Raw genomic sequence first — 13,043 nt, 5'->3', positions numbered from 1 at the left:
AGAAGATGATCGCAGAATTTGAATCGCGCATTCTGGCGTTAATTGATGACATGGTGGAACACGCCAGTGATGATGAGCTGTTCGCCAGCGGTTATCTGCGTGGTCACCTGACGCTGGCGGTTGCCGAGCTGGAAGCGGGTGACGATCACTCTGCCCAGGCCGTGCACGACGAAGTTACCCGCAGCCTGGAGAAAGCGATTCAGGCAGGCGAGCTTTCGCCGCGTGACCAGACCTTAGTGCTGGGCATGTGGGACAATTTGTTCCAGCAGGCGAAAGCGAAGTAAGTGTCTTATCCCCCTCTCCCTGTGGGAGAGGGCCGGGGTGAGGGCTACAGGCCGCACCCTACTTAACCCTTTTCCCTTTCAGCAGTTTCCGCACCCACAGGCGATTCGGATTCAGCCCCGCCAGCGTCACCCTGTCCAGCGGGATCGGCTCATCGCTCATTTGCGCGGCTAACACTTCAGCCAGCAGCGGCGCCGAACACAGCCCACGCGAACCTAAACCGCCCAGCATGTACAGTTCCGGATAAACCGGCGCAGAAACCGCGCTGTCTTTATTGTCGACCAGATCCTGATAGGCCGAAAGCGTAGCCTCGTAGTCCGGCACGCTGCCCGACATCGGCAGATGATCGCGGGTCGCGCAGCGAACGCCGCAGCGGGCCTCTCCCGCGCTGATATCCACCTCTTTTGCCCACTCCGCCTGCGGGAAACAGTCCAGCAAGCGCTGGCGATTCTGCTGCTGATCCTCTTCGCGATACTGCGTGTCCGTTTCACCGCGATGGTAGCTCGCGCCGATGCAGTGATGGCCGTTGGACGGGTTTTGCGGGGTCAGATAGCCGTCGTAGCAGAGCACCTGCTTAAGCTTGCTGAGCTGCGGCGCGCCCGGAACATGGCTCACCTGACCACCCACCGGAGAGACCGGCAGTTTTTCCGTCTGGGCAAACTGATTGATGCTATGCCCGTTTGCCAGCACCACGCAGTCGTGCTGCGCCCGTGTGCCGTCGGCAAAGGTTAACGTCCACTGCGTTTCTTGCGAGAGAGAGGCGACCTCGCGACCGTAATGCACCGTCAGCCCGCGCGTTTGCGCCAGCGCAATAGCGCCCGCCGTGAGCTCCGCCGGGCACAGCCAGCCGCCGAGCGGGTACTGAATGCCGTCGCAGCCGGTGTCGACGCCGGTTGAGGCGAGTATCTCCTGCGCATTCGCCGCGCGGGCAATCTCCGGCGGCAGACCGAGCGAGAGCATCTGCGCGATCTTATGCTGGCTCTTTTTATCCCAGCCGAGCTGCGTCACGCCGCACCAGTCACGATCGAACGCGACCGGCAGCGAATCGTACAGGCGACGGGCGAAGGTGAACGCCGCCGGGAAGAACTGGCTCAGCGCCGGATCCTGCGCGCTTAACAGCGGATAGAGCGCCCCCTGACGGTTGCCGGACGCGCCCGTGGCGGGGGCATCGTCGGCGCAGTAAAGGGTTACCTGCCAGCCGCGATGGACAAGGGCGAGGGAGAGCAGGGCGCTGGCAACGCCGCCGCCGATAATCGCCGCTTCACGGGAGGCGCTGGCAGTACGGGCAAACCATGGGGTTTGCGCGGGCGTATCCAGCGCGTTTTCCATTACCCCAACCAGCATGTCGCGCTTGCGGCCAAAACCTTTGGTTTTTTGCATGGTAAAGCCCGCTTCCTGCAACCCACGGCGCACGAAGCCTGCCGAGGTAAAGGTCGCAAGCGTCGCCCCAGGACGCGCCAGTCGCGCCATCGCGTTGAAAAGATGCTGGCTCCACATGTCCGGGTTTTTGGCGGGGGCGAAACCGTCCAGGAACCACGCATCCACCTTCTGCCGCATCGAATCATCGAGCTTATCGGTGAGGTCGTTGATATCCCCGAGCCATAAGTCGAGGGTTACGCGCCCGCCGTCCAGCACCAGACGATAGCAGCCGCCGAGTGCGGGCGGCCACTGGGCCTGAAGCTGCTCTGCCCAGGGGGCAAGCTCCGGCCAGCGCTGGTGCGCCAGCTTCAGGTCGTGGGCGGTGAGCGGGAATTTCTCAAAACTGATGAAATGTAATCGTTGAAGCGTTGCCTCAGGCTGTTGTGCGCAAAAACGATCGAATGCCTGCCAGAGGGTCAGGAAATTCAGGCCGGTGCCAAACCCGCTTTCACCCACCACGAAAAGGTTGCGCGGATGGTCCGGAAAACGGGCGCTGAGGTGGTTTCCTTCAAGGAAAACATAACGCGTTTCTTCAAGTCCGTTATCATTAGAAAAGTAGACATCATCGAAATCTCGGGAAACAGGTGTACCCTCAGCGTTGAATTCGAGGTTGGCGGGTTGTATAGCGTTTTGTTTCACGTAAGTTACTCGTCTGGCAGGCAGTGGCACGATCTTAACGATGTGCGTCCGCTGGCGCAAATTTCCGCAGAAAATCGCTGATCGGACTTGTTCGGCGTACAAGTGTACGCTATTGTGCGACTCGAAACTTATTTAGTGCGACTTACAGAGGTATTGAATGAAACGTGCAGTGATTACTGGCCTGGGCATTGTTTCCAGCATCGGTAATAACCAGCAGGAAGTCCTGGCATCTCTGCGTGAAGGACGCTCCGGGATCACTTTCTCTGAAGAGTTTAAAGATTCAGGTATGCGTAGCCACGTATGGGGTAACGTCAAACTGGACACCACCGGTTTGATTGACCGTAAAGTGGTTCGTTTCATGAACGATGCCTCTATTTATGCTTACCTCTCCATGCAGGAAGCGATTGCTGACGCTGGTTTGACCGCTGAGGTTTACCAGAACAACCCGCGTGTAGGCCTGATTGCAGGTTCCGGCGGCTCGTCTAAAGCACAGGTTTTCGGTGCTGATGCAATGCGTAGCCCGCGTGGTCTGAAAGCTGTAGGTCCGTACGTTGTGACGAAAGCAATGGGCTCAGCGGTTTCCGCGTGCCTGGCGACGCCGTTCAAAATCCACGGCGTGAACTACTCCATCAGCTCCGCCTGTGCGACCTCCGCACACTGTATCGGTAACGCGGTTGAGCAGATCCAGTTGGGTAAACAGGACATCGTATTTGCTGGCGGCGGCGAAGAGCTGGGCTGGGAAATGGCCTGTGAGTTCGACGCGATGGGCGCTCTGTCCACCAAATACAACGAAACCCCGGAAAAAGCCTCCCGTACCTATGACGCACACCGTGACGGCTTCGTCATCGCTGGCGGCGGCGGTATGGTTGTGGTTGAAGAGCTGGAACACGCTCTGGCCCGTGGCGCACACATCTACGCTGAGATCGTTGGCTACGGCGCAACCTCTGACGGCGCAGACATGGTTGCTCCATCAGGTGAAGGCGCGGTTCGCTGCATGAAGATGGCGATGCAGGGCGTTGATACCCCAATCGACTACCTGAACTCCCACGGTACCTCTACTCCGGTAGGCGACGTGAAAGAGCTGGGCGCAATCTGCGAAGTGTTTGGCGACAACAGCCCGGCAATCTCTGCAACCAAAGCCATGACCGGTCACTCTCTGGGTGCGGCTGGCGTGCAGGAAGCGATCTACTCTCTGCTGATGCTGGAACACGGCTTTATCGCCCCAAGCATCAACGTTGAAGAGCTGGACGAGCAGGCGGCTGGCCTGAACATCGTCACCAAACCAACCGACGCGACGCTGACCACGGTCATGTCCAACAGCTTCGGTTTTGGCGGCACCAACGCCACGCTGGTGATGCGTAAGCTGAAAGCTTAAGTTTTTGAATGTATAGTAGAAGGGAGCCTGATGGCTCCCTTTTTTTATGCCTTTATCCGGAGTTTGCATGACTGTCGCTACTTCTGCCGAGAACGCCTCTTCTGCGAATGTCTCGCTGTTTCGTATCGCGTTTGCGGTATTCCTGACCTACATGACCGTTGGCCTGCCGCTGCCGGTTATCCCGCTGTTTGTGCACCAGGAGCTGGGCTACGGCAACACGCTGGTCGGCGTGGCGGTGGGGATCCAGTTTCTGGCGACCGTCTTAACGCGCGGCTATGCGGGGCGGCTGGCGGATCAGCACGGCGCGAAACGTTCGGCTCTACAGGGAATGTTTGCCTGCGCGCTGGCGGGCGGGGCGTGGCTCCTGGCCGCGCTGCTGCCGGTCGATGCTATCTATAAATTTGCACTGCTGATTGTCGGGCGGCTGATTCTGGGCTTTGGCGAAAGCCAGCTTCTGACCGGGACGCTGACCTGGGGAATGGGGCTGGTTGGCCCGGCGCGTTCCGGCAAGGTGATGTCCTGGAACGGGATGGCGATTTACGGCGCGCTGGCCGCCGGTGCGCCGCTGGGATTGGTGATCCACAGCCACTTTGGGTTTGCCGCCCTTGCCGCAACCACCATGGTGCTGCCGCTGGTGGCCTGGGCGTTTAACGGCACGGTGCGAAAAGTTCCGGCCCATAAAGGCGAACGTCCGTCGCTGCTGAGCGTGGTGGGTAAAATCTGGCAGCCGGGCCTGGGTCTGGCGTTACAGGGCGTGGGCTTTGCGGTCATTGGTACGTTTGTGTCGCTCTACTTTATGAGCCGCGGCTGGGCGATGGCGGGCTTTACGCTGACCGCGTTCGGCGGCGCGTTTGTGCTGATGCGCGTGCTGTTCGGCTGGATGCCGGATCGCTACGGCGGCGTGAAGGTGGCGGTGGCCTCGCTGGCGATCGAAACGGCCGGGCTGGTGCTGCTCTGGCAGGCGCCCGTGGCGTCCATCGCGTTACTTGGCGCGGCGCTGACCGGGTGCGGCTGTTCGTTGATCTTCCCGGCGCTTGGGGTTGAGGTGGTTAAACGCGTACCGCCGCAGGTGCGCGGCACGGCGCTGGGCGGGTACGCCGCGTTTCAGGACATCTCGTACGGGATCACCGGGCCGCTGGCTGGAGTCTTAGCCACCTCGTTTGGCTATCCGTCGGTCTTTCTCGCCGGTGCGGTTTCCGCGGTCGTGGGGATTGTGGTGACACTGGTGGCGTTTCGCAGAGCCTGAGCCGTTGTTGCCGGGTGGCGGCTGCGCCTTACCCGGCCTACGTTTCAAGCTGTTGTAGGCCCGGTAAGCGCAGCGCCACCGGGCAAAATATCACGCAACCAGCCAGAAAAGCGCCAGCGCAACCATCAGCGCAATAAACATCAATCCCGGTCGCGCAGACAGATTTCTGAAGGTTTCCACAACGGGCGCAAACAGCGGGCTGTAGATCGGCTGGATATTGCGCACGTCCGGCACGCCGCCTTCGCGCTCGGCGCGGCGCACGAATATCTGATTGAGCACATCCTGCACCTGCGCGGTCGTCAGCACCGTCTGCGGCGTTGCCTGCCAGGTCTGCTGCGCATAATCCCTCACGGCTTCAAACTCATGCGGCTCCAGCGGCTGTTTAAGCGCCGCCTGCACCGAATGCAGCGTCGGCGCGGTCTGGGTGCTCAGCGTCTGGCGCGCCTGAAGCCAGGTCACCAGATGGGTAAACTGTTTGGCCGGGATCAGCTCGCCCGCCTTCACGCCGGATAACTCCAGCATCGACTGCCAGATCAGTTTTGACGATTCGCCCGTTGCCGCGGCGAGTTTGGTCACCATCTGATTCAGCGTGTTGTGCTCGGCGGGCAGCAGCGAGCGTTCGGTTGCCGGGCGCTGCTGCGGCTGAGGGATGGCCAGCTGATTGGTCTGAAGCAGCGTCAGCACGGTTTTAAGCTGCTCCGGCGTCAGCTGGCTGAGGGCGGTTTGCCCGTACTGCTGGCGAATAAAATCGCTCGCCGCCTGACGGTTATTGCCTTGCCCTAACAGCTCGGTCAGCTGGGAGATCATCTGGCGAGTGGTGTGATTCTGCTGCGCGTTATTCAGGCGCTGATTCAGGTTTTGCTCGGCGGCAGGAAAGTGGCGCGACTGTAACGGCGCATCGTTCCTTACCCCTAAATCATGCTTCACCCCGGCCCAGACCTCCGCGTTCTGCTGCGAGGTGAGGGCTATCAGGCGCGTGATCAGACGCTCCAGCACGGTGCGCTGTTGCGTGGAGAGCGGCTGTTCGCCTGCGGCATTGGGGGTAGCGGGGCCTTCACCCGGAGGGCGTGGCGGCGTACCTGAAATGGGCTGCATCATCAAAAATCCTTAAAGTCATTACTCGCCGTAAACCAGGTTTTCATATATGCCTGGCGGCGAGATTATGGCACACTTGACGGGTTTTCTTCCTCTCAAACAGGTACTCAGACGTGAAAATCCTCGTTGATGAAAATATGCCTTACGCCCGTGAGCTGTTCAGCCGCCTGGGTGACGTTAAGGCTGTCCCGGGTCGCCCGATCCCAGTCGATGAACTGGACGATGCCGACGCGCTGATGGTGCGTTCGGTGACCAAAGTAAATGAGGCGCTGCTCGCCGGCAAAGCGGTTAAATTTGTCGGCACGGCAACGGCCGGGACCGATCATGTGGATGACCGCGGGCTCAGCCAGGCGGGGATTGGTTTTTCTGCCGCCCCGGGCTGCAACGCGATTGCCGTGGTGGAGTACGTTTTCTCTTCCCTGCTGATGCTGGCCGAGCGCGACGGTTTTGCCCTGAAAGACCGCACGGTGGGCATTGTTGGCGTGGGCAACGTGGGCGGACGCCTGCAAAAGCGTCTGGAGGCCCTGGGCATCCGCACGCTGCTGTGCGATCCGCCGCGCAAGGATAAGGGCGATGCGGGCGATTTCCGCTCCCTCGACGAGCTGGTCGAGCAGTGCGACGTCCTGACCTTCCATACGCCGCTGTTCAAAGACGGCCCGTATAAATCGCTGCACCTGGCCGATGAAGCCCTGATCCGCCGCCTGAAGGCGGGCACGATCCTGATTAACGCCTGCCGTGGCCCGGTGGTGGACAACGCCGCGCTGCTGAAATGCCTGGAAGAAGGGCAGACGCTGAGCGTAGTGCTGGACGTCTGGGAGCCAGAGCCGGATCTTAACGTCGCGCTTCTCAATAAAGTGGACGTTGCCACCGCGCATATCGCCGGGTATACACTGGAAGGGAAGGCGCGCGGCACCACCCAGGTCTTCGAGGCCTACAGCGCGTTTATCGGCAAGCCGCAGCAGGTGGCGCTGGATACGCTGCTGCCCGCCCCGGAATTTGGGCGCATTACGCTGCACGGCCCGCTCGATCAGGCTACGCTCAAAAGGCTGGTGCATTTAGTGTATGATGTGCGCCGCGATGACGCGCTGCTGCGAAAAGTGGCGGCTGTTCCGGGTGAGTTTGACAAGCTGCGCAAAAATTATCTTGAGCGTCGCGAATGGTCTTCCCTGTACGTGATGTGCGATGACGCCGACGCGGCGACGCTGCTGCATCAGCTCGGGTTTAACGCCGTTCATCATCCGGCGCGTTAATGTCTTCTTAATGCTCCCTGTCGGACACGCCGGCAGGGACGCTTTTTTATTTCTGGAGTAAACCACCATGTCTGAAGGCTGGAACATTGCCATTTTGGGTGCCACTGGCGCCGTGGGCGAAGCCCTGCTTGAAACCCTTGCTGAGCGTCAGTTCCCGGTGGGCGATATTTATGCGCTGGCTCGTAACGAGAGCGCGGGCGAGCATCTGCGTTTTGCCGGTAAATCGGTGATGGTTCAGGATGCCGCTGAGTTTGACTGGACGCAGGCGCAGCTGGCGTTCTTCGCCGCGGGCGTTGAAGCCTCGGCCTCTTACGCGGAAGAAGCCACTAACGCCGGGTGCCTGGTCATCGACCTGAGCGGCCTGTTTGCGCTGGAGCCGGACGTGCCGCTGGTGGTGCCGGACGTGAACCCGTTCGTGCTGGCGGATTACCGCAACCGTAACATTATCGCCGTGCCGGACAGCCTGACCAGCCAGCTGCTGACCGCCCTGAAACCGCTGATCGACGACGGCGGCCTGTCCCGTATCAACGTCACCAGCCTGCTCTCCGTATCTGCTCGCGGTAAAAAAGCGGTCGATGCGCTGGCCGGGCAAAGCGCGAAGCTGCTGAACGGTATTCCCGTCGACGAAGATGACTTTTTTGGCCGCCAGCTGGCGTTCAACATGCTGCCGCTGCTGCCGGATCGTGAAGGCTCAGTGCGTCAGGAGCGCCGCATCGTCGATGAAGTGCGCAAAATCATGCAGGACGAAGGCCTGATGATCTCCGCGAGCGTTGTGCAGTCGCCGGTCTTCTACGGCCACGCGCAGATGGTTGGTTTTGAAGCGCTGCGTCCGCTGGCGGCGGAAGAGGCGCGTGACGCCTTTGGTCGCGGTGAAGATATCGTGCTGTCCGAAGAGAGCGAATTCCCGACGCAGGTAGGCGATGCGACAGGCAACGCGCACCTTTCCGTTGGCTGCGTGCGTAACGACTACGGTATGCCGGAGCAGGTGCAGTTCTGGTCGGTTGCCGATAACGTTCGCTTTGGCGGGGCGCTGATGGCGGTCAAAATCGCCGAAAAACTGGTGCAGGAGTATCTGTACTGATGTCAGAAGTGGAACAAAAGCCGGTCCATAGAATTGCCCTCGGCATTGAGTACGACGGCAGTAGATACTATGGCTGGCAGCGTCAGAACGAGGTGCGCAGCGTCCAGGAAAAGCTGGAGAAAGCGCTCTCTCAGGTGGCGAACGAGCCGATCAACGTGCTGTGCGCGGGCCGTACCGATGCCGGCGTTCACGGTACGGGGCAGGTGGTGCATTTTGAAACCACCGCCGTGCGTAAAGATGCCGCCTGGACATTAGGCGTAAATGCGAATTTGCCTGGAGACATTGCCGTTCGCTGGGTGAAAGCTGTGCCGGATGATTTTCACGCGCGTTTCAGCGCCACCGCGCGCCGCTACCGCTACGTCATCTATAATCAGCGCCTGCGCCCGGCGGTACTGGGCCAGGGCGTGACGCATTTTTATGAACCGCTGGATGCAGAGCGTATGCATCGCGCGGCGCAGTCCCTGCTGGGTGAAAATGACTTTACGTCGTTTCGTGCGGTGCAGTGTCAGTCCCGCACGCCGTGGCGTAACGTCATGCACATTAACGTTAGCCGTCACGGCGCGTATGTGGTGGTCGATATCAAAGCCAACGCCTTCGTACATCATATGGTGCGGAATATTGTGGGCAGCCTGATGGAAGTAGGCGCCGGACACCAGCCGGAGAGCTGGATTGCAGAACTGCTGGCGGCGAAGGACAGAACGCTTGCGGCAGCAACGGCGAAAGCAGAAGGGCTGTATCTGGTATCGGTTGATTATCCGGAACGCTTCGACCTGCCTAAACCTCCAATGGGTCCGCTGTTTTTAGCGGACTAAACAAAGGTGCAATTAAGGCTTATAACACATGGACTTAATACGTTTTCTCATTGATTTCATTTTGCATATTGATGTTCACCTGGCGGAGCTGGTCGCGCAGTACGGCGTCTGGGTCTATGCCATTCTGTTCCTGATCCTGTTCTGCGAAACCGGGCTGGTGGTCACGCCGTTCCTGCCGGGCGATTCTCTGCTGTTCGTGGCCGGGGCGCTCTCCGCGCTGCCGACTAACGATCTCAACGTGCATCTGATGGTGATGCTGATGATTATTGCGGCGATTGTCGGGGATGCGGTCAACTACACCATTGGACGCGTATTCGGCGAGCGATTATTCAGTAATCCAGATTCCAGAATTTTCCGCCGCAGCTATTTAGACAAGACCCACGCGTTCTATGAACGTCACGGTGGAAAAACCATTATCCTTGCGCGTTTTGTGCCTATTGTGCGTACATTTGCACCGTTTGTGGCGGGAATGGGGCATATGTCCTATCGTCATTTTGCGCTGTATAACGTTGCTGGCGCGCTGCTGTGGGTTCTGCTGTTTACCTATGCAGGCTACCTGTTTGGCGATCTTCCGGTCGTGCAGGAAAACCTTAAGTTGCTGATTGTAGCCATTATTGTGCTCTCAATCCTGCCGGGAGTGATTGAAATCATTCGTCATAAGCGCGCGGCGGCAAAGCAAGCGAAGTAACAGCACATTAGCGGTTCGACCACTTTTTTATCCAAAGTTTCGGGCTGTTATGTTTTAATGTGCAACATTCATGGTCTGTTGGAGGCAAAAATGGCATTATTCGCCTCTTATAGCAAAACTGGCATACGACCAGGTTCAGGCAGAAAGGTTATCAATGAGCTGGATTGAACGAATTAAAAGCAACATTACCCCAACGCGCAAAGCGAGCATTCCTGAAGGGGTATGGACAAAATGTGACAGCTGCGGCCAGGTCCTGTATCGCGCTGAGCTGGAACGCAACCTCGAAGTGTGTCCAAAGTGTGACCACCACATGCGTATGTCGGCGCGCAACCGCCTGCATAGCCTGCTGGACGAAGGTTCTCTGGTAGAACTGGGCAGCGAGCTTGAGCCAAAAGACGTGCTGAAGTTCCGCGACTCCAAAAAATACAAAGATCGTCTGGCCTCTGCACAGAAAGAGACCGGCGAGAAAGACGCGCTGATCGTCATGAAAGGCACCCTGCACGAGATGCCGGTTGTGGCTGCCGCGTTTGAGTTTGCCTTTATGGGCGGCTCAATGGGCTCTGTTGTCGGTGCGCGTTTCGTGCGTGCCGTTGAGCAGGCGCTGGAAGACAACTGTCCGCTGATCTGCTTCTCCGCCTCCGGTGGCGCGCGTATGCAGGAAGCGCTGATGTCTCTGATGCAGATGGCGAAAACCTCTGCCGCGCTGGCTAAAATGCAGGAACGCGGTCTGCCGTACATCTCTGTACTGACCGACCCAACCATGGGTGGCGTATCCGCAAGCTTCGCGATGCTGGGCGATCTGAACATCGCTGAGCCAAAAGCGCTGATCGGCTTTGCCGGTCCACGCGTTATCGAACAAACCGTACGTGAAAAGCTGCCGCCGGGCTTCCAGCGCAGTGAGTTCCTCATCGAGAAAGGCGCAATCGACATGATCGTTCGCCGCCCGGAAATGCGCCTGAAACTGGCAAGCGTCCTGGCGAAGCTGATGAATCTGCCCGCGCCTAACCCGGATGAGCCGCGCGAAGGCGTGGTCGTACCGGATCAGGAACCCGAGGCCTGATAACTGAAAAGGGCAGGGCCGGTTGGCGCTGCCCTTTTTCTTTCTAACCGTTAATGACAGCCGGGCATCATGGAAAATAAACGCATTCCCCAAGCCACGTCGCCCCTGGTCGCGTGGCTTTCTTATCTGGAAAACCTGCACAGTAAAACCATCGATATGGGGCTTGAGCGCGTAAGCCAGGTCGCCGCGCGTCTGGACGTGTTGAAACCTGCTCCTTTCGTTTTTACCGTGGCGGGAACCAACGGTAAAGGCACGACCTGCCGCACGCTGGAATCGGTGCTGATGGCCGCCGGTTACAAGGTTGGCGTGTACAGCTCGCCGCATCTGGTGCGCTATACCGAGCGCGTACGCATTCAGAACGGTGAGCTGCCGGAATCTGCGCATACGGCCTCCTTTGCGGAAATCGAAGCGGCGCGCGGTGAGACTTCATTAACCTATTTCGAGTACGGCACGCTGTCGGCGCTGTGGCTGTTCAAGCAGGCGCAGCTCGATGTGGTGATCCTTGAAGTGGGTCTGGGCGGGCGTCTGGATGCCACGAACATGGTGGATGCCGACGTGGCGGTTGTCACCAGCATCGCGCTGGATCACACCGACTGGCTGGGGCCGGATCGCGAAAGCATTGGCCGTGAAAAAGCCGGGATTTTCCGCGCCGGTCGTCCTGCCGTCGCTGGCGAGCCGGACATGCCGCACACCATCGCCGATGTCGCCCAGGAGAAGGGCGCACGGCTGCTGCGTCGCGACGTTGACTGGCGTTATGAGGTGAAGGCTGATAGCTGGCGCTTTAGCGATGCGCAGGGCGCGCTCGACAACCTGCCGCTGCCGCAGGTGCCGCAGCCTAACGCGGCGACCGCGCTGGCGGCGCTGCGTGCCAGCGGTCTGGACGTGAGCGAGCAGGCGATCCGCGACGGTATTAAGAATGCGATTTTGCCGGGCCGTTTCCAGATTGTCAGCGAGTCACCGCGCGTGATCCTCGACGTGGCGCACAACCCGCACGCGGCGGCCTATCTTGCCGGACGTCTTAAATCGTTATCTAAAACCGGGCGCGTGCTGGCGGTAATCGGTATGCTGCATGATAAAGATATCGCGGGGACGCTGGCCTGCATGGAGACTGTGGTCGATTGCTGGTATTGTGCTCCTCTGGAAGGGCCACGCGGCGCTACGGCTGAGCAGTTGATGGAACATCTCGGCAAAGGCGAAATCTATACCAGCGTGGCGCAGGCCTGGCACGCTGCGATGGCGGATGCTAAACCAGAAGATACCGTGCTGGTGTGTGGTTCGTTCCACACCGTTGCACATGTCATGGAAGTTATGGACGCGGGGAGAACCGGTGGCGAGTAAGTTTCAGAACCGTTTAACAGGAACCATTGTGCTGGTTGCGCTCGGGGTGATTATTCTCCCCGGTTTGCTCGACGGGCAAAAAAAGCATTATCAGGACGAATTTGCCGCGATCCCGCTGGTGCCTAAACCTGGCGATCGCGACGAGCCTGACATGTCGCCTGCGGCGACCCAGGCGCTGCCTGCGCAGCCTCCGGAAGGGGCGGCAGAAGAGGTGCGGGCAGGGGATGCCGCGGCGCCTTCGCTGGATCCTTCTCGTCTGGCGATAAGCACCAGCAGCGATATCGATCCTGTTCCGGTGCCGGTCGAACAGCCAAAACCTGTCGAAAAACCAAAAGCCGTTGATAAGCCGAAACCGCAGCGCGATAAAACCGCCGATCAGCTCGCGGCGGCGTCAGAAACGCCACCTCCGGCCAAACCTGCCCAGCAGGATGCGGCACCTACAGGGAAAGCCTATGTGGTGCAGCTCGGCGCGTTAAAAAATGCTGAAAAAGTCAACGAGGTGGTGAGTAAACTGCGCGGCGCGGGATATCGTGTTTACACTTCACCTTCCACGCCGGTGCAGGGTAAAATCACCCGCATCCTGGTCGGGCCTGAAGCATCGAAAGATAAGCTTAAAGGGTCGCTGGGTGAGCTGAAGCAGATCTCCGGTCTGAGCGGTGTGGTGATGAACTACAGCGCGAACTGATAATAATACCCCTCACCCCGGCCCTCTCCCCTGAGGGGAGAGGGTGAAAATCGCCTCGAGCGAGTTTGTAACA

At 59.3% G+C, this 13,043-nt stretch carries 12 protein-coding genes; 10 read left to right on the top strand and 2 right to left on the bottom strand.

Going from position 1 to position 13,043, the window contains the following annotated elements; translation table 11 throughout:
- Positions 1-5 precede the first annotated feature (5 nt).
- A complete protein-coding gene (locus ACSVHP_RS14860; RefSeq protein ID WP_417315264.1) occupies positions 6-284 on the top strand; it encodes a YfcL family protein in 279 nt (92 codons plus the stop codon).
- A 58-nt stretch (positions 285-342) separates the two neighbouring features.
- On the opposite strand, the gene mnmC is transcribed toward ACSVHP_RS14860, so the two are convergent.
- On the bottom strand, positions 343-2,340 hold the full coding sequence (mnmC, locus tag ACSVHP_RS14855) for a bifunctional tRNA (5-methylaminomethyl-2-thiouridine)(34)-methyltransferase MnmD/FAD-dependent 5-carboxymethylaminomethyl-2-thiouridine(34) oxidoreductase MnmC (RefSeq protein ID WP_447552289.1): 1,998 nt from the start codon (positions 2,338-2,340) through the stop codon (positions 343-345).
- Positions 2,341-2,497: 157 nt separating this feature from the next.
- On the opposite strand from mnmC, the gene fabB reads away from it, so the two are divergent.
- Positions 2,498-3,715 (top strand): beta-ketoacyl-ACP synthase I, encoded by a 1,218-nt coding sequence (gene fabB / locus ACSVHP_RS14850; RefSeq protein ID WP_447552288.1) that lies wholly within the window; start codon positions 2,498-2,500, stop codon positions 3,713-3,715.
- A gap of 67 nt (positions 3,716-3,782) precedes the next feature.
- On the top strand, positions 3,783-4,961 hold the full coding sequence (locus tag ACSVHP_RS14845) for an MFS transporter (RefSeq protein WP_417315260.1): 1,179 nt from the start codon (positions 3,783-3,785) through the stop codon (positions 4,959-4,961).
- A 90-nt stretch (positions 4,962-5,051) separates the two neighbouring features.
- Here the strand turns inward: ACSVHP_RS14845 and flk are convergent, their stop codons facing one another.
- The gene (gene flk / locus ACSVHP_RS14840) at positions 5,052-6,056 is read right to left on the bottom strand and encodes a flagella biosynthesis regulator Flk (RefSeq protein ID WP_234675453.1); all 1,005 of its coding nucleotides are present in this window, start codon (positions 6,054-6,056) and stop codon (positions 5,052-5,054) included.
- A 113-nt stretch (positions 6,057-6,169) separates the two neighbouring features.
- On the opposite strand from flk, the gene pdxB reads away from it, so the two are divergent.
- From pdxB to dedD, 7 genes are all read left to right on the top strand, one after another.
- Positions 6,170-7,306, top strand: a complete 1,137-nt coding sequence (gene pdxB / locus ACSVHP_RS14835) for a 4-phosphoerythronate dehydrogenase PdxB (RefSeq protein WP_447552287.1) — start codon at positions 6,170-6,172, stop codon at positions 7,304-7,306.
- Positions 7,307-7,373: 67 nt separating this feature from the next.
- Complete coding sequence (locus ACSVHP_RS14830; protein ID WP_447552286.1) at positions 7,374-8,387, top strand: aspartate-semialdehyde dehydrogenase; 1,014 nt, start codon at positions 7,374-7,376, stop codon at positions 8,385-8,387.
- A complete protein-coding gene (truA, locus tag ACSVHP_RS14825; RefSeq protein ID WP_447552285.1) occupies positions 8,387-9,199 on the top strand; it encodes a tRNA pseudouridine(38-40) synthase TruA in 813 nt (270 codons plus the stop codon). The genes ACSVHP_RS14830 and truA overlap by 1 nt, the downstream gene beginning before the upstream one ends.
- A 28-nt stretch (positions 9,200-9,227) precedes the next feature.
- Positions 9,228-9,887 (top strand): DedA family protein, encoded by a 660-nt coding sequence (locus ACSVHP_RS14820; RefSeq protein WP_234675390.1) that lies wholly within the window; start codon positions 9,228-9,230, stop codon positions 9,885-9,887.
- Positions 9,888-10,041: 154 nt separating this feature from the next.
- Positions 10,042-10,947: an acetyl-CoA carboxylase, carboxyltransferase subunit beta gene (gene accD / locus ACSVHP_RS14815; RefSeq protein ID WP_063145400.1), complete on the top strand. Its 906-nt coding sequence runs from the start codon at positions 10,042-10,044 to the stop codon at positions 10,945-10,947.
- A gap of 69 nt (positions 10,948-11,016) precedes the next feature.
- Entirely contained in the window at positions 11,017-12,285 is a 1,269-nt protein-coding gene (gene folC, locus ACSVHP_RS14810; protein WP_447552284.1) for a bifunctional tetrahydrofolate synthase/dihydrofolate synthase, read from the top strand.
- The gene (dedD, locus tag ACSVHP_RS14805; protein WP_447552283.1) at positions 12,275-12,970 is read left to right on the top strand and encodes a cell division protein DedD; all 696 of its coding nucleotides are present in this window, start codon (positions 12,275-12,277) and stop codon (positions 12,968-12,970) included. Before folC ends, dedD begins: the two co-directional genes overlap by 11 nt.
- The last annotated feature ends 73 nt before the right edge of the window (positions 12,971-13,043 follow it).

The sequence above is a fragment of the Enterobacter sp. 186315 genome (assembly GCF_053290175.1).
The sequence above is the reverse complement of the archived record's forward strand: the minus strand, read 5'-3'. Positions and strand labels throughout refer to the sequence as shown.